This window comes from Wolbachia endosymbiont of Dactylopius coccus (genome assembly GCF_977011065.1).
Genome location: NZ_OZ347065.1, coordinates 731,860 through 756,324, shown reverse-complemented (window position 1 = coordinate 756,324; position 24,465 = coordinate 731,860). Strand labels below are relative to the sequence as shown.

General features: G+C 36.0%; 18 protein-coding genes, 1 tRNA gene and 2 pseudogenes. 15 read left to right on the top strand and 6 right to left on the bottom strand.

Annotated elements, in window-relative coordinates; all coding sequences use genetic code 11:
• Positions 1–31: 31 nt before the first annotated feature.
• Positions 32–235: a hypothetical protein gene (locus ACWHVF_RS04180; protein ID WP_447933195.1), complete on the bottom strand. Its 204-nt coding sequence runs from the start codon at positions 233–235 to the stop codon at positions 32–34.
• Positions 232–1,243 (bottom strand): IS630 family transposase gene (locus ACWHVF_RS04175; RefSeq protein WP_447933057.1). Its coding sequence is split into 2 segments (ribosomal slippage): positions 232–780 and positions 782–1,243, totalling 1,011 coding nucleotides; the frame shifts between segments, so codons are not numbered across the junction. The genes ACWHVF_RS04180 and ACWHVF_RS04175 overlap by 4 nt, the downstream gene beginning before the upstream one ends.
• Positions 1,244–1,998: 755 nt before the next feature.
• Between ACWHVF_RS04175 and rpsL the strand changes: the two genes are divergently transcribed.
• From rpsL to ACWHVF_RS04115, 12 genes are all read left to right on the top strand, one after another.
• Entirely contained in the window at positions 1,999–2,373 is a 375-nt protein-coding gene (gene rpsL, locus ACWHVF_RS04170) for a 30S ribosomal protein S12 (RefSeq protein WP_064125566.1), read from the top strand.
• 5 nt (positions 2,374–2,378) lie between these two features.
• Positions 2,379–2,858 carry a 30S ribosomal protein S7 gene (gene rpsG / locus ACWHVF_RS04165; protein WP_064125567.1) on the top strand — a complete coding sequence of 160 codons (480 nt, stop codon included), beginning with the start codon at positions 2,379–2,381 and terminating at the stop codon, positions 2,856–2,858.
• A gap of 21 nt (positions 2,859–2,879) precedes the next feature.
• A complete protein-coding gene (gene fusA, locus ACWHVF_RS04160; protein ID WP_064125568.1) occupies positions 2,880–4,952 on the top strand; it encodes an elongation factor G in 2,073 nt (690 codons plus the stop codon).
• A gap of 11 nt (positions 4,953–4,963) precedes the next feature.
• The gene (gene tuf / locus ACWHVF_RS04155; RefSeq protein ID WP_447933194.1) at positions 4,964–6,136 is read left to right on the top strand and encodes an elongation factor Tu; all 1,173 of its coding nucleotides are present in this window, start codon (positions 4,964–4,966) and stop codon (positions 6,134–6,136) included.
• 13 nt (positions 6,137–6,149) lie between these two features.
• Positions 6,150–6,222, top strand: a tRNA-Trp gene (locus ACWHVF_RS04150).
• Between the two features lie 19 nt (positions 6,223–6,241).
• Entirely contained in the window at positions 6,242–6,442 is a 201-nt protein-coding gene (gene secE / locus ACWHVF_RS04145) for a preprotein translocase subunit SecE (protein ID WP_205517846.1), read from the top strand.
• Entirely contained in the window at positions 6,432–7,268 is an 837-nt protein-coding gene (gene nusG / locus ACWHVF_RS04140) for a transcription termination/antitermination protein NusG (protein WP_064125121.1), read from the top strand. The genes secE and nusG overlap by 11 nt, the downstream gene beginning before the upstream one ends.
• A 2-nt stretch (positions 7,269–7,270) precedes the next feature.
• Complete coding sequence (locus ACWHVF_RS04135) at positions 7,271–7,711, top strand: 50S ribosomal protein L11 (protein WP_064125122.1); 441 nt, start codon at positions 7,271–7,273, stop codon at positions 7,709–7,711.
• Positions 7,712–7,715: 4 nt separating this feature from the next.
• Positions 7,716–8,369, top strand: coding sequence for a 50S ribosomal protein L1 (rplA, locus tag ACWHVF_RS04130; RefSeq protein WP_064125123.1), 654 nt, complete (start codon positions 7,716–7,718; stop codon positions 8,367–8,369).
• Between the two features lie 12 nt (positions 8,370–8,381).
• Entirely contained in the window at positions 8,382–8,900 is a 519-nt protein-coding gene (gene rplJ, locus ACWHVF_RS04125) for a 50S ribosomal protein L10 (RefSeq protein WP_064125124.1), read from the top strand.
• A gap of 26 nt (positions 8,901–8,926) precedes the next feature.
• Positions 8,927–9,328 (top strand): 50S ribosomal protein L7/L12, encoded by a 402-nt coding sequence (gene rplL, locus ACWHVF_RS04120; protein WP_064125125.1) that lies wholly within the window; start codon positions 8,927–8,929, stop codon positions 9,326–9,328.
• 58 nt (positions 9,329–9,386) lie between these two features.
• Complete coding sequence (locus tag ACWHVF_RS04115; protein WP_064125126.1) at positions 9,387–17,906, top strand: DNA-directed RNA polymerase subunit beta/beta'; 8,520 nt, start codon at positions 9,387–9,389, stop codon at positions 17,904–17,906.
• Here the strand turns inward: ACWHVF_RS04115 and dusB are convergent.
• Positions 17,894–18,868 carry a tRNA dihydrouridine synthase DusB gene (gene dusB, locus ACWHVF_RS04110; protein ID WP_064125127.1) on the bottom strand — a complete coding sequence of 325 codons (975 nt, stop codon included), beginning with the start codon at positions 18,866–18,868 and terminating at the stop codon, positions 17,894–17,896. The genes ACWHVF_RS04115 and dusB overlap by 13 nt on opposite strands.
• Positions 18,869–18,896: 28 nt before the next feature.
• Positions 18,897–19,817, bottom strand: coding sequence for a hypothetical protein (locus ACWHVF_RS04105; RefSeq protein ID WP_447933193.1), 921 nt, complete (start codon positions 19,815–19,817; stop codon positions 18,897–18,899).
• Positions 19,818–20,155: 338 nt separating this feature from the next.
• Between ACWHVF_RS04105 and serS the strand changes: the two genes are divergently transcribed.
• Together serS and purD are read left to right on the top strand one after the other, a co-directional pair.
• Positions 20,156–21,433 (top strand): serine--tRNA ligase, encoded by a 1,278-nt coding sequence (serS, locus tag ACWHVF_RS04100; protein WP_064125131.1) that lies wholly within the window; start codon positions 20,156–20,158, stop codon positions 21,431–21,433.
• Positions 21,434–21,467: 34 nt separating this feature from the next.
• Entirely contained in the window at positions 21,468–22,739 is a 1,272-nt protein-coding gene (gene purD / locus ACWHVF_RS04095; RefSeq protein ID WP_064125129.1) for a phosphoribosylamine--glycine ligase, read from the top strand.
• A 95-nt stretch (positions 22,740–22,834) separates the two neighbouring features.
• Here purD and ACWHVF_RS04090 read toward each other — a convergent pair.
• Positions 22,835–22,969: pseudogene (locus ACWHVF_RS04090) on the bottom strand (IS5/IS1182 family transposase); the annotation flags it as partial.
• Positions 22,970–23,086: 117 nt separating this feature from the next.
• Between ACWHVF_RS04090 and ACWHVF_RS04085 the strand changes: the two are divergent.
• A protein-coding gene (locus tag ACWHVF_RS04085; protein WP_447933063.1) for an IS630 family transposase occupies positions 23,087–24,098 on the top strand; the annotation gives its coding sequence in 2 pieces (ribosomal slippage) (positions 23,087–23,536 and positions 23,538–24,098; 1,011 coding nt in all).
• Between the two features lie 21 nt (positions 24,099–24,119).
• On the opposite strand, the pseudogene ACWHVF_RS04080 reads toward ACWHVF_RS04085, so the two are convergent.
• Positions 24,120–24,394 (bottom strand): annotated as a pseudogene (locus ACWHVF_RS04080) (transposase); the annotation flags it as partial.
• Positions 24,395–24,465 lie beyond the last annotated feature (71 nt).

Sequence of the window (24,465 nt, the reverse complement as noted above, 5' to 3'; positions counted from 1 at the left end):
TGACTACTTGGATCCAGAAAAAAGAATGGTGTCATCCGAGTAGCCCCTTTTTTGTCATCCCAGTGCCCAGACACTGGGATCCAGGAAACTTAGTTGCAAGTAATGCATTGGGTTTGGTGAGTATGGGTTTTGCGTTATAGAATGAAGCACTTTTGGTGAATTTATAAAGAAAGCTGGATCCCAGTGTCAAGCACTGGGATGACACCCTACTAGCAGAAGTTATACCAATTCTCATTGTTGGTCATTCAAATAGGATACATAGCAGAGTTGTTTAATTGTGGAGTAGGTAAGAGAAGTAATAAATTTACACAAAGCACTCTCAAGCAAAGCAATAGTATCGTATATTTTATTGCGCAAAATGTTCTGTTTTACATACAACCAAAGCCTCTCAACTGGATTGAGTTCAGGTGAGTATGGTGGTAGGTATATAATCTCAATATTTTTAGGTACCTTTAAACTTTTCGACTTATGCCAACTAGCACAATCCATAACAAGAAAGGCTTCTCGTGGTCCCAAATATTGAGACATTTGCTCAAGAAATATATTCATACAATCAGTGTTGACATTCGGTGCAAACAAGCTAGAATTCTCCCCATTTCTAGGATTAACTGCACTGTAGAGATAAAAATTTTCCCTACCTAATTTTACCTTAACTTTTGTTCTGACGCCTTTTTTAAACCATCCATGCCCGGTCTTTGAATGTGTGCCAAACCGCGATTCATCGAAGAAAAACAGCTCTTTTTCAGAATACTTGCCAATAACTTCGTTGAGATTTTTTTTTGAATTCCTCTTGTTTTCTTTTATCTTGTACATTGTGTACTGGTCTTGGTGTAATATAAGAGAATTTCATCTTTTGCATATAGCGGTGTACTGTAGATTTGCTAATATTTAAGCCGAACTTTTCCTGGATTCTTATTCTCATTTCTTTAATGGTAATATTAGGATTTTCTCCTACCCATGCTTCAACTTGCTGTAGTTGAGCCTGATTTAATTTAGTTTTTCTACGCCGTTGTGGAGGAGCAAACAATTTTTCTTCTCTGCCTAATTTCAAGAGTTTTATCCACGAAGTTAGTGCGCTTCTTGAAATGCAATATATTTTTGCTACAGCCGTTATACTATGCTTTTTTGCTGCAATTACAGCATTTAGTTTTTTTGCAACATATGCATTGTTCCTTACTTTCTTCAGCATTTTTTTTGCTGATTTTACTACTTCTTCATCCAATAATTTTGATCTTAGTGCCATTTATACCTCGACTATTTCACTTATTTCATTATGGCTTGTCTTCTATTATTGTCTATCTGTTTGCCGTGTAATGGGAATTGGTATTACTCTCAAATGTTTGTTCATGTTAGCTACAAACATTAAGAAATTTACCAAACGAAAAAAAGGCAAAAGAAGCCCCATGGTTAACTAGTTATTTATATGTACTTCAAAATATTGGCGTTTTTTTATTCTAAACGCTTAATAACCGCGATTCAGCCGCTTTTAAATGCGACTAACCTAAATTATAAACATTAAGAAATTTACTAAGTGAAAAAAAAGGCAAAGAAACCCTAGGGTAGCTAGTATTCAAATTCTCCCTTGTCTATTTTACGTCTTTTGCTGTCTTAAACGCTTTATAAGCGCGTTTCGGCTTGTATAGGTAGAAACCTAAAAGTTTTATAAAGACATGAGGTGCACATAGTGGGAAAAATTAAGCATGATTTACGCCAAATACATTAAGTTTTTTTGTCATTAATCCACTGCAGAGATTGCGAAGATAAATAAATAGCTTCACTTTCATGATAAGGGGGTTGGCGGAGTTTGTCAAGTAAGTTTTTCGCTTCTACTGAATGACAATTGTGGCTTGGGAGGTAGTGCAAGAAGTCTACTGATGGCTTTCAAAGCAGTTGAGCTTAATTATTAGAGTAGTAATGTTTATTTTTATATTGACTATTGAGGTTTATTATTTTATAACTAAAAACTTAGTTATTTTAATGAGCTTGAGTTTATAACATATGCCTACGATAAATCAATTAATACGTAAAGGTAGATTAGGATTGACCCATAAGAAAAAGGTACCAGCTTTGGGAGAAAGCAACCCTCAAAGGAGAGGTGTTTGCACTAAGGTGTATACTACAACTCCTAGGAAGCCTAACTCAGCACTCCGTAAAGTAGCCAGAGTAAAAATTAGTGGGTATGGTGAAGTGACAGCTTATATACCTGGTGAAGGTCATAATTTACAAGAGCATTCTGTTGTTTTGATACGTGGTGGGCGGGTTAAAGATTTGCCAGGTGTGCGTTATCACATAATAAGAGGTGCCCTTGATCTGCGTGGTGTGCAAAGTCGAAAGAAAGCTCGTTCAAAATATGGTGTAAAGAAATCTGGTTAAAGTTTATGGCTCGTCGGAATAAAGCAAAAAAAAGAGAAATAAGTCCTGATTCGCGTTATGGCAGTGTTTTGCTGATGCGTTTCATTAATACAATCATGAAATGTGGTAAAAAATCTACTGCAGAAAAGATTATCTATGACGCTTTGTCTTTAGTTGAAAGGAAAGTAGGCGAAGGTGGGTTATCAATTTTTGAAACAGCGGTAGGAAATGTTACTCCTTCTATAGAAGTGCGTTCTCGACGCATTGGTGGTGCAACTTATCAAGTGCCTGTTGAAGTTCGACAAGATAGAGCGATTTCTTTGGCGTTAAGGTGGGTTGCTAAAGCAACTTCTGCTGCTCGAAAAAAGAGTGGAAAAACCACTGTTGATTGTTTGCAATCTGAAATACTGGATGCTTATAATAAACGCGGTGGTGCGTTTAAGATGTGCGAAGAAAAATATAAAATGGCTGAGGCTAATAAGGCATTTTCTCATCTTCGTTTTTAATGTTAGCTAGTTAATTGTGATATGGAAATTGGGATATCTGAATACAGAAATATAGGAATAATGGCTCACATAGATGCTGGTAAGACTACCACAACAGAGCGTATTTTATTTTATACTGGCAAGCAAAATAGAATTGGTGAAGTGCACGATGGGGCAGCTTCTATGGATTGGATGGAGCAGGAAAAAGAGCGTGGTATTACAATCACATCTGCTGCAACAACATGTTTTTGGAATGATCATAGGGTCAATATAATAGACACTCCAGGTCACGTTGATTTTACTATTGAAGTTGAGAGATCTTTAAGGGTTTTGGATGGTGCAGTTGCTGTATTTGATGGAGTTGCTGGAGTTGAACCTCAATCTGAAACAGTTTGGCGTCAAGCTGATAAATATAGCGTTCCTCGTATTTGCTTTGTTAATAAGATGGATAGAATAGGGGCAAATTTTTATCGATGTGTTGATATGATAAAGACGAAGCTTGGTGCAGCACCTTTAGTCATTCAGTTGCCAATAGGAAGTGAGAAAGATTTCAAAGGTATAATTGACCTTATTTCTATGAAAGCCATTATATGGCAAGAAGAAACGTTGGGCGCTAAATTTTCTTATGAAGATATTCCTTCTGATTTGCTTGACAAGGCTCAAGAATATCGAAATTTTTTATTAGATGCTGCAGCTGAGATGGATGATGAAGCGATGAATATTTACTTTGAGTCTAACGATCTGCCAGTGGATTTACTGAAAAAATGCGTGAGAAGTGGGACCATTAAAGGAAAATTTGTTCCTGTATTATGTGGATCAGCTTTTAAAAATAAAGGCGTACAACCACTTTTAGATGGTGTGGTTGATTTTTTACCTTCTCCTATTGATGTTGATGTAATTGTTGGAACTGATCCTAAAGATTCAGAAAAGAAAATTGAGATCAAACCTTCAGAAAAAGAGAAATTCGTTGCTCTTGCGTTTAAAGTGATGACGGATAAGTTTGTAGGTAGCTTGACGTTTATTCGTATTTATTCCGGTAAGTTAAAATCTAAATCTGCTGTATTAAATGCAGGAAAAAATGAGACTGAAGGAATTGGCAGAATGCTGCTTATGCATGCAAATAACAGAGAAGATATAAACGAAGCTAAAGTTGGTGATATAGTTGCCTTAGTTGGATTAAAAAGAACAATTACTGGCGACACTTTATGTTCATCTGATTTTCCTATATTATTAGAGCGTATGGAATTTCCTGAGCCTGTTATTGAAATTGCCGTGGAACCTAAAACTACTTCAGATCAGGAAAAATTAGGTGTTGCTTTAAATAGATTGGTTGCAGAAGATCCTTCTTTAAGAATGTCAGTAAATGCGGAGAGTGGACAGACTATATTGAAAGGCATGGGTGAGCTGCATCTTGAGATTATTGTTGATAGAATGAAGCGCGAGTTTAACGTTGAAGCTAACGTCGGTGCGCCTCAAGTTGCATATCGTGAAACTATCACTAAATCTGTTGAAATTGATTACATTCATAAAAAACAATCTGGTGGTGCTGGCCAATTTGCAAAAGTAAAGATTATATTTGAACCTCTTGAGCCTGGTTCTGGGTTTCAATTTGAAAGTAAAATTGTAGGTGGTGCAATTCCAAAAGAATATATTCCTGGTGTACAAAATGGTTTAGAGTTGATAAAAGAAGGAGGCATGATCTCTGGTTTTCCAGTTATTGATTTTAAGGCTACCCTTATTGATGGTGCTTTCCATGAAGTTGATTCTAGTCCTTTAGCTTTTGAACTTGCTGCTAAAGGTGCTTTTAAAGAGATGGCAAATAAAGCTGGTCCAAAAATGTTAGAACCTATAATGAAAGTTGAAATCATTACGCCTGAAGAGTATATGGGCGATATCATGGGCGATGTAAATAGCAGAAGGGGGCAAGTTTCAAGTATGGAAACGCATAATAGTAGCACTATAATTCTTGCTTTCGTACCTCTTGCGAATATGTTTGGTTATATAAATGTTTTGCGTTCTATATCTCAGGGAAGAGCTCAGTATAGTATGCATTTTTCTTATTATGAACAAGTACCACAATATGTGGTTGATGAGTTAAAGTTAAAGTATAATTAAGGGTAATAATTATGACAGCAGTAGTGGAAGCATTTGGAAAGCCGCATGTAAATGTGGGAACAATAGGACATGTGGATCATGGGAAGACAACGTTAACAGCGGCAATAACAAAGCATTATGGGAATTTTGTAGCGTATGATCAGATAGATAAGGCGCCAGAAGAAAGGAAAAGGGGGATAACGATAGCAACAGCGCATGTTGAGTATCAGACGGAAAAAAGGCATTATGCACACGTTGATTGTCCTGGACATGCTGATTATGTAAAGAACATGATAGTAGGTGCAGCACAGATGGATGCGGCGATATTGGTAGTGTCGGGGGTTGATGGGCCAATGCCACAAACGAGAGAGCATATATTGCTAGCGAAGCAGGTAGGTGTTGGATATATCGTGGTGTATATAAATAAAGCTGATGTTGCTGATGCTGATATGATAGATTTGGTGGAAATGGAAGTGAGGGAATTACTGAATAAATACGGATTTCCAGGGGATGAAGTGCCTGTGGTAGTGGGGTCTGCATTGAAAGCGCTGGAGGATGATAGTAGCGAATATGGAAAGAAATCAATAGATAAATTGATGGAGAAGTTAGATGAGTATGTGGAGGTTTCACCAAGGCCTGTGGATTTACCATTTTTATTGCCAATCGAGGATGTGTTTTCGATATCGGGGCGAGGAACGGTGGTAACAGGAAGGATAGAGAAGGGAGAGATAAAGACGGGAGAAGAGATAGAGATAATAGGTCTGAAAGCGACGCAAAAGACGATATGCACAGGTGTAGAAATGTTTAAGAAGTTGCTGGATAAGGGGAGTGCAGGACTCAATGTAGGAATATTGCTCAGAGGAACAAAAAGAGAAGAAGTGGAGAGAGGGCAAGTATTAGCAAAACCGGGGACGATAACGCCGCATAGAAAGTTTAGGGCGGAGGTTTATATATTAAAGAAAGAGGAAGGAGGAAGGCATACACCATTTTTTGCGAATTACCAGCCACAGTTTTATTTAAGGACAACGGATGTAACTGGGAGCATAAAATTACTAGATGGGAAGGAGATGGTAATGCCAGGAGATAATGTGAGTGTAGAAGTAGAATTGCAAGTACCGATAGCAATGGATAAGGGATTGCGTTTTGCGATAAGAGAAGGCGGTAGAACTGTTGGTTCTGGTGTTGTTTCTGAAATTTTGGAGTGAGAGTTTGAGTTATAGGAGTGTAGCTCAATTGGTAGAGCGCTGGTCTCCAAAACCAGAGGTTGTAGGTTCAATTCCTATCGCTCCTGCATTAATGTTGTGGTGAAAATGTTAAAAAGTTTGTGTGTTTTTTTCTATGATATAAAGCAAGAAATACGAAGAATTGCTTGGGTAAAGAAACAGGAGGTGTTGTCATCTCTATTTGTTGTGATGATTGTTATATTATGCTTTTCGATTTTCTTCTGTTTTGTGGATTTTATGTCTCTTTACGTAATTAAGGCTTTATTTGGAATTATTTATGGAATGTGAATATAAATGGTATATCATTAGAGTTGATTATGGATATGAGCAAAATATACGCGAATTGGTAAGTAATGCTGTTTATTTTAAGGAAGTGTTTATTCCTTATCAAACGGTATGTAATTCAAAGTCTAATATAAAAGAGTTATGTGAAGTGTATGTATATATGCATCTATGTGATGAAAGCAAAAATATTTTGAATCAAACGCCTGGGTTCTGCAGTGGCGAATCTGGAGATTTTGAGATGATTTCAGATGATGAGATAAGTTTAAAGTGTAAAGAATTTAATAGATATAAATGGTATATCTTGAGAGTTGCTTCCAATTGTGAAGAGAAAGTGCGCCAACATATATTGGAAAATTCTATGAGATTGAGTGTTAATGGTTACTTTAAGGAAGTTTTTATTCCATATGAAGAGCTAAGTGAAGTAGAGTTGAAATCTAAGAAAATTGCTACACGAAGGAAATGCTTTCCTGGTTATGTCTTTTTATACGTGAATTTATGCGATGAAGTATTGAATTTTATCAATAATATACCAAAATCTCTTAAGGTTTATGGGTTTTTGAAAAATGGTAATATTCCAAAGGTGATTTTGGACGATGAGATTCACTCAATGTGTAATGCACTTTATAATGCTCAAGAGACAAAGAAGTTAGGTTATGGTTATGAAAAAGGTGAAAAAGTGAAAATTAATGATGGTCTTTTTCAAAATTTTACTGGTAAGGTAAATATGGTAAACGATGAGAAAAAAATTATTAATGTGGAAGTATCAATTTTAGGTAAGCCGACAATAATAGAGCTTGATCTGGCTAAAGTAGAGAAAATAGAGGATTAATTATGAGTGTTATAGTTGCTAAGATTAACTTACTTATGGAAGCTGGGAAAGCAATTCCAGGACCGAAAATTGCTTCAGTACTTGGTCCACGTGGTATACCTGTTCCTAAGTTTTGTGAAGCTTTTAATAAAGTTACTAGCGCTACTAACGCTAATTATAAAGTAGGCGATTTAGTAACAGTGCGAATTTCCATAAAGGATGATCGCTCTCATGATTTTACTGTCAGCGGTCCACCTGTGGCTTATTTACTTAAGCAGGAGGCTAAATTAAGTAAAAGTTCTGGTAATCCTGGTAAAGAATTAGTGGCTAAATTACCTATGTCTGCTATAATTAAAGTGGCAAAGTGCAAGATGGTTGATATGAAAGTGGATAATGAAGATTCAGCAGTGAAAATGGTTGTAGGCACTGCAAAATCTATGGGTATAGAAGTTGTGGAAGGTTAGGTAAATGAATACATATAATGATAATCCTAAGCAGTGTTTGAAGAAGATTATTGAGTCTGCTTCAGCAAAGTTTAATGAATCAGTTGATATTGCAGTCAATTTAGGCGTAGATTCACGTAAATCTGAAGAGCAGGTGCGTGGTACAGTAGTTTTGCCTAAAGGTATCGGGAAGAATATTAAAGTAGCTGTTTTCGCTCAAGATAAACATTTATTAGAAGCTGAAAAAGCTGGTGCTGATATTGCAGGAGGAGAGGATTTAGTTGAAGAAATAAAAAAAGGTAGAAAATTAGATGTTGATTGGTGCATTACTACTCCTGATTTTGTGGCAAAAATCACTCCTATTGCAAAAGTATTGGGTGCTAAAGGGCTGATGCCTAACCCTAAATTTGGTACTGTGACTTCTAACATTGCAGAAGCTATTAAAACCATTAAGTCTGGTCAGATAAAATTTAGAACAGATAAAAATGGTGTTATTCATGGTAAATTAGGAAATATTAAATTTGATATTGATGACTTGCTAGAAAATTTAAAAGCCTTTCTTAAAGTAATTAAAGATAATAAACCTATTTCTGCGAAGGGAATTTACTTCAAGGGTGTTTTTTTAAATTCAACTATGGGTGAAGCTTATAAGATAAGCAAAGTGGAAGATATAATTTAAGGGAGTGATACCGTGAAGCGTAAAAATAAGGATGAATTTATACAGAGCACAATAAACGTATTTGTAAATAATGATTTCTTGATATTAGTAAATTTTAAATCTATAAATGCTAATGATTCATTAACTCTGAGGAAGAGCCTGAAGTCTATAGCAGGTGGGGTATTAGTAGTTAAAAACACTCTAGCGCGCTTGGCTTTGGAAAGGAGTGGTAAATTTTCTTATTTATCAGGCAAATTTTCTGGTTCTGTTGCTATTATATACTCTAGTGGCATAGTAGAAGCTGCAAAGTTAATAGTTGATTTTATTAATGCTAACAAAGAAAAAATGTCTGTGATTTGCGCGGCTCATATAAATGAATTATTAACAGTGGAAGATGTTAATAAACTGGCTAAGTTGCCTTCTCTGGATGAATTGCGTGTTAAAATTATGCGTTTAATATCTTATGATATTCCTGCTCGATTGGCGTTGTCTATTAATTCATCTTCTATGAGGCTTGTGAGAGTTTTGGATTATTATAGTTCTAAAAAATAAATTTGTTGTTAAGTAAGGTGGTAATTATGAGTAATGTAACAAGTGATTTGGTTGATAAAATATTGTCTTTAAACCTATTAGAGGCTTCTGAACTTGTAAAAGTTCTAGAAGAGAAAATAGGGTTGCCTGCTGGTTCTTTTCTTGGTGGGGCTGTTGGTGCTGGGGCGCCTATTAGTGATAATGTTGCTGCTCCTGCTGCTCAAGAAAAAGCTGAGTATAAAGTTGTGATTAAAGAAATTGATGCGAGTAAAAAAATAGGAGTTATTAAAGCTGTGAGAGAAGTTAATTCTACATTGGGTTTAAAAGAAGCAAAAGAGTTGGTTGAATCTTTACCTAAAGATTTAACTGCTAATGTTCCTAAAGATGAAGCAGAAAAAATCAAGCAAAAACTTATTGAAGCAGGAGTAACTAAAGTGGAGCTTGAATAATATTTAATGTATTAATTTTATATTGATATAGCTCTTTTAATTAGTTTGGGGTATTTTAATGGTTGATTCTTCTTATATGTACGCTTCTGGTGCTTTTGTTCCTAGAGTTTCTTATTCTGGGTCGATTGATTTAAAAGATTCTTTATTGGATTTGGTTAAGGTTCAAAAAGAATCGTATGATTCATTTGCTCCTAAGAATAAGGGTAATGAAAGACTTGAAGTTATCTTTCATACAATCTTTCCAATAAATGATCCTTTGCGTAGGGCTACTATTGAGTTTATAAGTTGTAGGGTAGATGATCCTAAGTATGATGAATCTGAGTGTATAAAGCGTGGTGTAACTTTTTCTGCTCAGGTTATAGCTTCTATACGTCTTGTTGTTATGCAGGATGGTATTTCTCTTGATGAATATAAATCGATTAAAGAGAGTGGAGATCATTCTAAACTTGCAACCGTTGTAAAATCTATAGAAGAGCAGGAAGTCCACTTTTGTGGGTTGCCTATGATGACTGATAAGGGCACTTTTATCATTAATGGTGTAGAAAAAGTTATTGTCTCACAAATGCATAGGTCTCCTGGTGTATTTTTTGATAGCGATAAGGGAAAAACTTACAATTCTGGTAAATTGATCTATTCTGCTAGAATTATTCCTTATAGGGGTTCTTGGCTTGATATTGAATTTGATGTTAAAGACCATTTGTATTTTCGTGTTGATAGAAAAAGAAAATTGCCAATCTCAGTTTTGTTAAAGGCGTTAGGTCTATCAAATAATGATATACTCGATAGATTTTATGAGAAAATAAAGTATGTAAAACATAAAGATGGTTGGAAAGTGCCTTTTGTTCCTGATAAATTTAAAGGAGTGAGGTTGCCTTTCGACTTAATGGATATTGAAGGTAATGTTCTGCTTAAAGCTAACGTTCGTATTACCTCAAGACTAGCTAAAAAGCTATATGATAATGAATTGAAAGAGTATCTGGTTCCTTTTAATTCTATATGTGGTTTATTCCTCGCAGAAGATCTAATGGATAGTGCTAGCTCTACGAAAATTTTATCTGCTGGTGAATCTATAAAGCTGGAAGACATAAAGAAGCTTGAGTTATTGTCTGTGGATGAAATATCAGTATTGAACATAGATAATGTATCTGTTGGACCTTATATATTAAATACGCTTTTCTTAGACGAAAACATGTCTTATCAGGATGCGCTATATGAAATATATAGAGTTTTGCGTCCTGGTGAAGTTCCTGTTTTAGAGATAGTAGAGGAGTTTTTCCGTAATCTTTTCTTCAGTCCGGAATATTATGATTTGTCTAACATTGGTAGGTTGAAGCTTAACTCTTACCTTGGATTAAATTATGATGAGGATTTAACTGTTTTAACGTATGAAGATATTATTGAAATTGTAAAAAAAATAGTATTGTTACGTGACGGTCAAGGATCTGTAGATGATATTGATCATTTAGGAAACAGAAGAGTAAGATCAGTTGGAGAGTTTATAGAAAATCAATTTAGAACTGGGTTGTTGAAATTGGAACGCGCAATAGTTGATTCTATGTCCACTTCTAGTTTAGATAAAGTTTCTCCATCTGATTTTATTAATCCAAAAGTGTTAACTAATGTCTTAAGAGATTTCTTCAATTCTTCTCAATTATCTCAATTTATGGATCAGACTAATCCGTTATCTGAAATAACACATAAAAGAAGGTTATCCGCGTTAGGTCCTGGCGGTTTAACAAGAGAACGGGCAGGATTTGAGGTGCGTGATGTTCATCCAACTCATTATGGAAGAATTTGCCCTATTGAGACTCCTGAAGGGCAAAATATAGGGTTAATCAACAGCTTAGCTATATACGCGCGTATTAATAAATATGGTTTCATTGAAAGCCCTTATAGAAAAGTAGTCAATAGGGTTGTTACTGATCAAATTGAGTATCTTTCTGCTATAGACGAAGGCTCACATCATATAGCTGACACTAGCGTAAAGCTTGATGAAAATAATTGCTTTGTTGATGACATGCTATACTGTAGATATGCTGGTAGCTTCGTCATGGTAAGTAGCGACCAAGTTAGTTACATTGACGTATCTCCTAAGCAGGTAATATCAGTTGCAGCTTCCTTGATTCCATTTTTAGAAAATGATGATGCTAATAGAGCATTAATGGGCTCAAATATGCAACGTCAGGCCGTACCTTTATTGAAGCCTACCGCTCCTCTGGTTGCTACTGGTATGGAGTCTTTTGTAGCTTCTGGCTCTGGTGCTGTAGTTTTAGCAAAACGCGATGGCATAGTTGATAGTTCTGATAGTAACTCTATAGTTATACGTGCTTTTGATAAAGAAAGGGTTAACTACTTAGACGTAGATATTTATCATCTAAGGAAATTTCAGCGTTCTAACCATAATACTTGTATTAATCAAAGACCGCTAGTGTGCGTAGGTGATTATGTTAAAAAGGGTGATGTAATAGCTGATGGTCCTGCAATTAACAGTGGTGAGTTGGCGCTTGGTAAAAATTTGCTAGTCGCTTTTATGTCTTGGCAAGGTTATAATTTTGAAGACTCTATTATTATTTCTAGTGAAGTTGTTAAAAAAGATCTCTTTACTTCTATTCATATAGAAGAATTTGACTGTGTTGTACATGATACCCCTTTAGGATCAGAAAAAATAACTCGTGCTATACCTGGTGTTAATGAAGAAAATCTATATCACTTGGATGATAGTGGTATAGTGAAAATTGGTACAAGAGTTGGTCCAGGCTATATTCTGGTAGGTAAAGTTACACCTAAACCTTCTCTTTCATTGCCTCCTGAAACGAAGTTATTAATGACAATTTTTGGTGAAAAGTCATTCGATTGTGCGGATTCCTCTTTATATACATCTCCAGATGTTGAAGGGACAGTAATTGATGTACAAGTCTTTACACGCAGGGGGGTTGAAGAAAATGAAAGGGCATTACTCATCAAACAAAAAGAGGTAAATGACTTTGAGGAAGAGCGAGATTATATAATCAATGTTACTAGTGAATATTTCTATGATGAACTGAAGAAACTTCTTATTAATTCTGGTTCTCAAGATCGAGAAAAATTTGACTCTATTGAACGTGAGCAATGGTGGGGTATAGGATTAAAAAACCAATCCATTTCTGAGCAAGTTAAGAGCTTAAAAAAAGATTTTGATGAAAAAGTATCACATGCAATAGCACAGTTTAAGCGAAAAGTAGAAAAATTACATGAAGGTTATGACCTGCCTCAAGGTGTGTCGATGTCAGTAAAAGTTTTCATTGCTGTGAAACATAGTCTGCAACCAGGGGATAAAATGGCTGGTAGACATGGAAATAAAGGTGTGATTTCTCGAGTTGTGCCAGTGGAAGATATGCCTTATTTGGAAGATGGTACTCCTGTTGATATTATTCTTAACCCTCTTGGTGTTCCTTCACGAATGAATGTAGGGCAAATACTGGAAACGCATGTAGGTTGGGCTTGTAGAAAATTAGGGGAAAAGGTAAGTAATATTCTCGATGAGATCAATAAGATCAAAAGTGCTTTTTGCAAGGGAATTAGGTCCCTTAACGATGATAATTTTACACAATTTGCAGTAGCGTACCTTGATAATAAAAAAATTGAAAATATTGATGATGATGAAATAACGGCTTCTGTTTTAAATACACCTAATAAGAATGCACTAAATGACGAGTTGAATGAGTTAGTAGAGAACTATTTGAACTCTTGTAAAAGTTCATACAGCAATTTACGTAACTTCCTGATTGAGGTTTATAGCTATGGCAGTAACGTATCTATCTGTAATGATATTCGTAATATTAGTGATAATAATCTCATTGAATTTGCACGCAAATTACGTGATGGCGTTCCTGTTGCTGCACCTGTATTTGAGGGTCCAAAAGATGAACAAATAGCAAAATTATTTGAACTTGCTGGTTTGGATAACTCTGGACAAGCTGTATTATATGACGGTTGCAGTGGTGAAAAATTCGACCGCAAGGTTACAGTTGGTTACATGTACATGCTTAAGTTGCACCACTTGGTTGATGGTAAAATTCATGCGCGTTCAGTAGGGCCTTATAGTTTGGTTACTCAACAACCTCTTGGAGGAAAATCTCATTTTGGTGGTCAGCGTTTTGGTGAAATGGAATGTTGGGCATTACAAGCCTATGGTGCTGCTTATACTTTGCAGGAAATGTTAACTGTGAAGTCTGATGATATTAATGGTAGAGTTAAGATTTATGAATCGATAATAAAAGGTGACAGTAATTTTGAATGTGGAATTCCTGAATCCTTTAATGTGATGATAAAAGAACTACGTTCTTTATGTTTAAATGTAGATTTAAAGCAAAATGATGTAGTGATTGAAGATATATCTCACACTAACATTGCACAACCTTTTAATGAGGTTAGCATATCGATTGCTAGCCCTGAAAGTATTAAGCGTATATCTTGTGGTGAGATAGAAGATGTTTCAACTGCAAATTATCGTACGTTCAAAGTTGAGAAAGGTGGATTATTTTGCCCTAAGGTTTTTGGCCCTGTCAATGACGATGAATGTTTATGTGGAAAATACAAAAAAAGAAGACACAGAGGTCGCATATGCGAAAAATGCGGAGTAGAAGTTACATCTTCTAAAGTAAGAAGAGAAAGGATGGGTCATATAGAGCTTGCATCTCCTGTTGCTCATATATGGTTTTTGAAATCGCTTCCTTCAAGAATTGGAGCATTATTGGATATGTCTCTCAGAGATATTGAGAATATTTTATATAGCGATAATTATATCGTAATAGATCCTCTTGTTTCGCCTTTTGAAAAAGGTGAGATTATTAGTGAAAAAGCTTATAATGAAGCTAAAGATAGCTATGGGATCGATAGTTTTGTAGCTATGCAAGGTGTTGAAGCTATAAGAGAGTTGCTAACGCGCCTTGATTTACATGAAATTAGGAAGGATTTAAGACTAGAATTAGAGTCTGTTGCTTCTGAGATAAGAAGAAAGAAAATTATAAAGAGATTGCGTATTATTGAAAACTTCATTAAATCTGGAAATAGGCCTGAGTGGATGATACTTACAACTATACCTATTTTACCACCTGATTTGCGTCCTTTGGTATCGCTTGAGAGTGGTCGGCATGCAGTTTCTGATCTGAATCATCATTATAGGACTATTATTAATAGAAATAACAGGTTGAGGAAATTGTTGAGCTTAAATCCTCCTGAGATTATGATTCGTAATGAAAAAAGGATGTTACAAGAAGCAGTTGATTCTCTTTTTGATAATAGTCGTCGTAATACTTTGGTAAATAAAGCTGGTGCTGTTGGATATAAAAAGTCCATTAGTGATATGTTAAAAGGAAAACAGGGTCGTTTTCGCCAGAACCTCTTAGGAAAAAGGGTAGACTACTCTGGACGTTCTGTAATAGTTGTTGGTCCAACTTTGAAACTAAATCAGTGTGGATTACCAAAAAGAATGGCTCTTGAACTATTCAAACCTTTTGTTTACTCAAAGCTTAAGATGTATGGTATGGCTCCAACTATTAAGTTTGCTAGTAAGTTGATAAGAGCAGAAAAACCAGAAGTTTGGGATATGCTTGAAGAGGTAATAAAAGAGCATCCTGTTTTGTTGAATAGAGCGCCTACGCTACATAGACTTGGTATTCAGGCTTTTGAGCCAATCCTTATTGAAGGCAAAGCAATACAGCTTCATCCGCTTGTCTGTACGGCGTTTAATGCTGATTTTGATGGTGATCAAATGGCAGTGCATGTGCCAATTTCATTGGAAGCTCAGCTTGAAGTTAGGGTGTTGATGATGTCCACTAATAACGTTTTAAGTCCTTCTAATGGCAGACCGATTATAGTTCCTAGTAAAGATATAGTACTTGGTATATATTATCTGACTTTACAAGAACCTAAGGAAGATAATTTACCATCTTTTGGTGCTTTTTGTGAAGTTGAGCATTCCTTGAGTGATGGTACTTTACATATTCATTCTAGTATAAAGTATAGGATGGAGTATATTAATAGCAGCGGTGAAACTCACTATAAAACTGTTTGTACAACTCCTGGACGTTTAATATTATGGCAAATTTTTCCTAAGCATGAGAATCTAGGCTTCGATCTAATAAATCAGATATTAACAGTCAAGGAAATAACTGGTATAGTTGATTTAGTATATCGTAACTGTGGTCAAAGTGCTACAGTGGCATTTTCTGATAAATTAATGGTACTTGGCTTTGAGTATGCCACATTTTCTGGTGTTTCTTTTGGTCGTTGTGATCTGGTTATACCTGAAACTAAAGCTACACATGTTGATCACGCGAGGGGTGAAATTAAGAAATTCTCTATGCAATATCAAGATGGGCTAATAACTAGAAGTGAGAGGTATAACAAGGTTATAGATGAATGGTCTAAGTGTACGGATATGATAGCTAATGATATGTTAAAAGCAATATCTATATATGATGGAAATAGTAAGTACAACTCAGTGTATATGATGGTTAACTCTGGTGCAAGGGGTTCTACTTCACAGATGAAACAGCTAGCAGGAATGCGAGGGCTCATGACCAAACCTTCTGGTGAGATTATAGAAACACCTATAATTTCTAATTTCCGTGAAGGATTGAACGTATTTGAATACTTTAATTCTACTCACGGTGCGCGTAAAGGTTTAGCTGACACTGCACTTAAAACTGCAAACTCTGGATACTTAACTCGTCGTTTAGTTGATGTATCTCAAAATTGCATAGTTACAAAGCATGACTGTAAAACAAAAAATGGTCTTGTTGTGAGAGCTACAGTTGAAGGAAGTACTATAGTTGCATCTCTAGAGAGTGTTGTGCTGGGTAGAACAGCTGCAAATGATATATATAACCCAGTGACAAAAGAATTATTAGTAAAAGCAGGGGAATTAATTGATGAGGATAAAGTAAAGCAAATCAGCATTGCAGGTCTTGATGCTGTAAAAATTAGATCGCCTTTAACTTGTGAAATAAGTCCTGGTGTGTGTTCTTTGTGTTATGGAAGAGACCTTGCAACTGGTAAAATTGTTTCAATAGGTGAAGCAGTTGGTGTTATAGCTGCTCAATCTGTTGGAGAGCCAGGTACTCAGTTAACGATGCGTACTTTCCATATAGGTGGGGTAATGACTAGAGGCGTTGAATCCTCGAATATTATAGCTTCTATTAATGCTAAAATAAAGTTAAACAATAGTAATATAATTATAGATAGAAACGGAAATAAAATTGTGATAAGCCGTTCCTGTGAAGTCGTGTTGATTGATAGCCTTGGTAGTGAGAAGTTGAAGCACAGTGTACCTTACGGCGCTAAGCTTTATGTAGATGAGAGTGGGTCAGTAAAAATTGGCGATAAAGTTGCGGAATGGGATCCTTATACATTGCCTATTATCACGGAGAAGACTGGTACAGTGTCTTATCAGGACTTAAAAGATGGAATTTCGATCACTGAAGTGATGGATGAATCTACAGGAATATCAAGCAAAGTAGTAAAAGACTGGAAATTGCATTCTGGTGGAGCTAGTTTACGTCCTCGTATTGTGCTGCTTGACGATAATGGTGAAGTAATGACACTCGCAAGTGGCGTTGAAGCATGTTATTTTATACCAATTGGTGCAGTGCTCAATGTGCAAAATGGCCAGAAGGTTCATGCAGGTGATGTTATTACAAGAACACCAAGAGAGTCAGTTAAAACTCGTGATATTACTGGTGGTTTACCGAGGGTTATAGAGTTATTTGAAGCACGTCGTCCTAAAGAGCATGCTATTGTTAGTGAGATAGATGGCTATGTAGCGTTTTCTGAAAAAGACCGTAGAGGAAAACGCAGTATATTAATTAAACCTGTAGATGAGCAAATTTCTCCGGTTGAATATTTGGTGTCAAGAAGTAAGCATGTAATAGTCAATGAAGGTGATTTTGTACGTAAAGGTGATCTATTGATGGATGGAGACCCTGATCTCCATGATATTTTACGTGTGCTTGGGTTAGAAGCTTTAGCGCACTATATGATTTCTGAAATACAGCAAGTTTATAGATTGCAGGGTGTTCGTATAGACAACAAGCATTTAGAGGTGATCTTAAAACAAATGCTACAAAAAGTGGAAATTACTGATCCTGGTGATACTATGTACTTGGTTGGCGAAAGCATTGACAAGCTGGAAGTTGATAGGGAAAATGATGCTATGAGTAACTCTGGCAAACGGCCTACTCATTATCTTCCTATTCTGCAGGGGATTACTAGGGCAAGTCTTGAAACTAGCTCCTTTATTTCTGCTGCCTCTTTTCAAGAAACAACAAAAGTACTTACAGAAGCAGCATTCTGCGGGAAGAGTGATCCTTTAAGTGGATTAAAAGAAAATGTTATAGTAGGAAGATTAATTCCTGCTGGTACAGGTTTGATTATGAATAAGATCAGAGCACTTTCACTTTGTGATAATGTGGATAAATATGAAAAATATTTTGATATTGAAACTTATGACGAAAAATGGTTGATGGATAATGGTTGTCATTTACACTCCAGTGAGGAAGAGAGCGTGGTAGCATCACATTATGATCAGTCGAATTGAGTACAGCTAGTTTGACCAAAAAAGCCAATAATATTTTCTTTCACTTCTGTGCTATCTGTCATGTTATTTACTCTCATGCGAAATTCAGATGAGCTTTGAAGCCCGCTACTGTACCAACCTATGTGTTTGCGGGCCATCTTTATTCCTGCATCATTTCCATAGTACTCAAGAATATTGTCATAATGCTCGAGTATGATGCTTAATCTCTCTGAAGCTGTTGGCTCAGAAGTTTCACTTCCACTGAGAAAGTTCATTGCTTGATTAATCAGCCAAGGTTTACCGTAGGCACCACGACCTATCATCACTCCGTCTGCTCCGGATTCTTTAAGAGCACTTTGAATATCACTCAAGTTTTTAATATCGCCATTTACTATAACTGGAATTTTCACTTGTTCTTTAACATTTCTAACGAATTTCCAATCTGCTTGACCGTTATAGAGCTGTGCCCTCGTTCTTCCATGCACAGTGATCATTTTTGCTCCTAAGTCTTTGGCAATTTTCGCAAGCCTCGGTGCATTGCGATTTTCATCGTTCCATCCAGTGCGCATTTTCACCGTAACTGGCACATTCACTGCTTTGACTACAGCTTCAATTATCTCAGCAGCCTTTTTTTCATCGCGCATTAGCGCTGATCCTGCATAACCATTTACAACTTTTTTAACTGGACAACCAAAGTTTATATCTATGATTTTAGCTCCCATATCCTCGTTTAATTTTGCAGCTTCTGCCATAATATCTGGCTCACACCCAGCAAGTTGTACAGCGGTTGATTCATCAACTTTTGCCTTCTGCATGCTCTGGCGAGTTTGCATAATCATAGCTCTGCTTGCAATCATCTCTGAAACTAACAAACTTGCACCTAGCTTCTTTACAATACTTCTAAACGGATAATCAGTTACCCCTGACATTGGAGCTAAAATAACTGAAGAATCAATCGTCAAACTTCCTATTTGCAGGGGCATGGGGTTAATGATAATTCTTCATTGTGAACTACGTAATGTTACAAAACGAGCCCGTATGCTGCACCTCTGAAGTAGAAGATGCCTTCGTCCTTGGCGGAAGCTCACATAAAAACCCACTCTCTAGATCTTTCTTCCATTCCTGATCATTCATAAGTGCTTCTGCAAACTCTCTTCTTTTCTCATTCAAATCAAATTTGTATTCCGATAACTCTTTGTCAATTTCATAAAATGATTTACCTTCGTTGAACATTTGTGTGATTTTATGAGCATTTTCTAACGCGAATATTCCACAATTCCATGCGTCTCCCTGTTGTTTAGTTTTAGAGCTTCTTATGTCCAGTGTCCATCCCTCTTTTTTTAGTTCTCCTTCAACAATATTCAACACGTTATCTGGTAGCTGATTCCCAAATGAGTCGCAGTAATAAGCGTTGAATTTTTTACTACCTGTATCAGGTTTAATAACCAGAGTTGTCCAGTGGTTGCCATTGATGTGAAAAACTGACGTAAATATCAATGCGTTATTTTGTTTTAATTGCTCTCTATAATCCTGAATACACTTTTCTGTAAATTTACTCATACCATTAGAATAGCCAGGGGCAAGAAAATAGATATTATTATCACTATGTTCACTTTGTAAGTACCCATACACAACTCTTGCAATATGTTCAATGTCACTATTAGTTAACAAATGATCATAATGTTTTCTATTTGTTTGATGCACAAGAGTGTCCAAATTTTCATAAAACTCTTTACCACCCAAACCACTATCCAAAGAGCTTCTACGACTACTGTTCCTTGAATCGGGTTCACTGCCTGGTACAATACCACTATCTCCATCTTGAGTTTTTTGCTCACCTTGACCTGCTCCTTTTCCATTGATATAGTTCTTTGCTAAGTAAAATAAAGGTTTAACAACCATTTTGTATGCTACTGTAAGAATTATTCCCATTAAAACCCAAACTACGGGGTTAGAGATGAGCATAGCAAGTGGAAAGGTCAATAGAGGGAATCCTATTATCAACCCCAAACAGCCAACAGCAAATGTGGCCGCTAGGCATACACAAGTAGCGTAGATAACGAATTTTCCATCAGCAAAGTAAGTGCTCTCTTTAAATTGATTATATTTTTCTATGATGCCTGACATACTACATCCTATGAACGCTAAGTTAATTAAATTTTAACAAATTCTAACAAAAAAATCAACCATAATAATTTTAGTAGTATGAGAAAATATTGAATATTAAGAGCTTTTGAAGTACAGTAATAATGTTAGTAATAGCACAATATATGCACGATATAGAATATATACGCAAAAACCCTGAAGGATTTGAAAAGGCAATGAAAAGCAGGGGAATTAGAGAGTTTACTGCAAAAGAGATATTAGAAATCGATCATGAGAAAAGGTCATTAACCACTAAATTGCAAGATTTAAATAGGCAGCGCAATGAAATCACAGAGGAAATAAAGAAGCTTAAAATGAGCAAAAGCCCCTGTGAAGAGCAAATAGAGTTGTCAAAAGACATCACGAATGAGATAGAGGCAATCAGCTTAAAAGAACAAGCAGAAAAGGATAAGTTAGTGAATGTTTTATCTAACTTGCCAAATATTCCTGCGCAAGATGTGCCAATAGGCGCAGATGAGAACTCTAATTTAGAGGTGAGAAGATATGGAGGAAAAAGACAGTTTGATTTTACAGCAAAATCTCATTATGAGCTCGGGGAAAAGTTAGGTTTAATGGACTTTGAACAAGCGGCGAGAATTTCCGGATCAAGATTTGCGATATTAAAAGGACAGTTAGCTAAGCTTGGACGAGCGCTAATAAATTTTATGCTTGAAATGCATGTTAATGAATTTGGCTATACTGAGGTATACCACCCAGCTTTGGTAAAAAACGAAGCTATGTATAACGTTGGTCAGCTACCGAAATTTTCTGACGATTCGTATTTAACTACCGACGAATTGAGGTTGATTCCCACAAGTGAAGTGTTTTTAACAAATTTGGTTGCTGATAAAATAGTAGAGGAAAAAGAACTGCCTATTCGTTTTACTGCGTATTCAGAGTGTTTTCGTAAAGAAGCAGGCAGCGCAGGGCGAGACACGAGAGGCATGATAAGGCAACACCAATTTGGTAAAGTGGAATTGGTGAGTATCACAACTGAAGACCAATCAAATGATGAACTTGAGCGCATGACGAGTGTTGTTGAAGAGATATTAAAAAAACTAGAATTACCGTATAGAGTAATGCTACTGTGTAGTGGTGATATGGGTTTTGCTGCACAAAGGACTTATGACATAGAGGTATGGTTACCTGAGCAAGATAAATATAGAGAAATATCAAGCTGCTCAAATTGTGGTGCATTTCAAGCAAGAAGGATGAACGCTAAATACTCTTCAGAAACTGATAAAAAGATGAAAAAATATATTCACACTTTAAACGGCTCAGCTTTAGCTATAGGAAGAACGATTGTTGCCATAATGGAGAATTATCAAAATTCTGACGGGTCGATTGCAATACCAAACGTGTTGCAAAAATACATGAGTAATGATACTGTTATAAGTAAATAATGATTTTGACATATAGAAAAGCGAGGAAATAAAGATGAAGGTTCTGGTTATAGGTTCTGGTGGACGTGAGCACGCTCTACTTTGGGCTTTAAAAAAATCTCCTATCTTAACTGAGGTATATGTCACTCCTGGTCGCCAAGCTATGAAAGATCTTGGGACTCTTGTGGATATAAATATTCAAAATTCAGTGGATGTTACACAATTTTGCAAGAAAGAAAATATAGAGTTGGTTGTTATTGGTCCAGAACAACCAATAATTGATGGGCTTGCTGATGATTTAGTTGCAGAGGGAATAAGTGTTTTTGCTCCAAGTCAAGCAACTGCAAAACTTGAGGGATCAAAGTCTTTCACCAAAGGACTATGCAAGCGATATGGCATACCAACTGCCAAGTACGAGTGTTTTGTTGATGAAGGATTAGCTAAAGATTTTGTACGTAGCAATAAAATAAAGTTTCCACTTGTAGTGAAAGCAGATGGAATTGCGGCAGGGAAAGGCGTGATGATATGTTGCGCAGAAAACGAAGCTTTTTCAGCAATAGATTCAATGCTGGTGGAGAAAGAATTTGGTGAATCAGGTGAAGAAATAATCATAGAAGAATTTTTAATTGGAGAAGAAGTAAGCTTTTTTGCTCTTGTTGATGGGTTGAAAGTAGTAACTCTTGGGTGCGCAAAAGATTATAAGAGAGTGAATGAAAATAATGAAGGCCAAAATACTGGGGGTATGGGATCGTACTCATCACCTTCAATTATAAGTAAGGACATGGAGCAAAAAATCATCCAAAAAATAATATACCCTACAGCTCAAGCATTGGTTAACATGGGTACGCCTTATAAGGGAGTACTCTTTGCTGGTTTAATGATTTGCAGAGATGGCCCAAAACTTCTCGAGTATAACGTTAGATTTGGTGATCCAGAAACGCAATCTATATTACCTAGATTTGATTCAAATTGCGATTTGTTAAAATTGATGTTGTCAGTTGCAGAAGGGAAGTTAAATGTCAAAATGGTGGAACTTAACAACAAATCTACAGTTTGTGTAGTTGTTGCAAGTAAAGGCTATCCGGGTGATTATCAAAAGGGAGAAGTAATTAAGGGATTAGATAAAATTGAAAGCATTCCTGGTATATTGGTATTTCACGCTGGTACTAAATTAGATGAGAGTGGTAACTTAGTTTCCGATGGCGGAAGAGTGCTAAATATAGTAGCAGAAGGGAGCACTATAGAGGAAGCCAAAAGTAAGGTGTACTCAGCATTAAATTTTTTAGAATGGCCAGGGGGCTTCTTCAGATACGATATTGGTAGTTAATGTTAGCTGTCGGTTAGCAGGTAGCCAGCATCAGCGAGTATATTTTTGACTTCAGAGAGGTTTGCTTTAGCATTTTTCACCATTTTCACAGCACTAGTTGCTTCTGCCGTTGTTATATGAATTGCATGTCTTGTGTATCAACTGCGATATGACACTGAAATTTTTTTTCCTGCATCATAGCCCTTTCTTTCAGCAGTATCTGCGTTTTTAACACTTTGAGCATCAATTATACAGAAACTTGTTTTCTCTTTCCGACCATTGTTATACCAATTCCCATTACACGGCAAACAGATAGACAATAATAGAAGACAAGCCATAATGAAATAAGTGAAATAGTCGAGGTATAAATGGCACTAAGATCAAAATTATTGGATGAAGAAGTAGTAAAATCAGCAAAAAAAATGCTGAAGAAAGTAAGGAACAATGCATATGTTGCAAAAAAACTAAATGCTGTAATTGCAGCAAAAAAGCATAGTATAACGGCTGTAGCAAAAATATATTGCATTTCAAGAAGCGCACTAACTTCGTGGATAAAACTCTTGAAATTAGGCAGAGAAGAAAAATTGTTTGCTCCTCCACAACGGCGTAGAAAAACTAAATTAAATCAGGCTCAACTACAGCAAGTTGAAGCATGGGTAGGAGAAAATCCTAATATTACCATTAAAGAAATGAGAATAAGAATCCAGGAAAAGTTCGGCTTAAATATTAGCAAATCTACAGTACACCGCTATATGCAAAAGATGAAATTCTCTTATATTACACCAAGACCAGTACACAATGTACAAGATAAAAGAAAATAAGAGGAATTCAAAAAAAAATCTCAACGAAGTTATTGGCAAGTATCCTGAAAAAGAGCTGTTTTTCTTCGATGAATCGCGGTTTGGCACACATTCAAAGACCGGGCATGGATGGTTTAAAAAAGGCGTCAGAACAAAAGTTAAGGTAAAATTAGGTAGGGAAAATTTTTATCTCTACAGTGCAGTTAATCCTAGAAATGGGGAGAATTCTAGCTTGTTTGCACCGAATGTCAACACTGATTGTATGAATATATTTCTTGAGCAAATGTCTCAATATTTGGGACCACGAGAAGCCTTTCTTGTTATGGATTGTGCTAGTTGGCATAAGTCGAAAAGTTTAAAGGTACCTAAAAATATTGAGATTATATACCTACCACCATACTCACCTGAACTCAATCCAGTTGAGAGGCTTTGGTTGTATGTAAAACAGAACATTTTGCGCAATAAAATATACGATACTATTGCTTTGCTTGAGAGTGCTTTGTGTAAATTTATTACTTCTCTTACCTACTCCACAATTAAACAACTCTGCTATGTATCCTATTTGAATGACCAACAATGAGAATTGGTATTAATACGGACCTTTCTGACTAATTTTTTTTAAAACACGTTCCAAAATACTTTCTTTATCTACGCTTGGTTTTTCGCTCCATTTTTTAAAGTAGTCGTAACAACTTCTCCATTTTGGAAACTCTTGTGGCAACATTCTCCACTGGCAGCAGCTTTTTAGGACGTATAGCACTCCACAAAATACATCATAAGTCTTCTTGGCTTTGTTTTTTTTCTACAGGATTCTAGATCTGGTAAAATTATCTCAAATTTTTCACGACTTATGTCACTTGGGTATACACTTCTCATATATCTAATTTATATACATTATCTCCTTCTTTATTCCTTCTTTGAGATCATGTACAGGTTCTTAGGGTTGA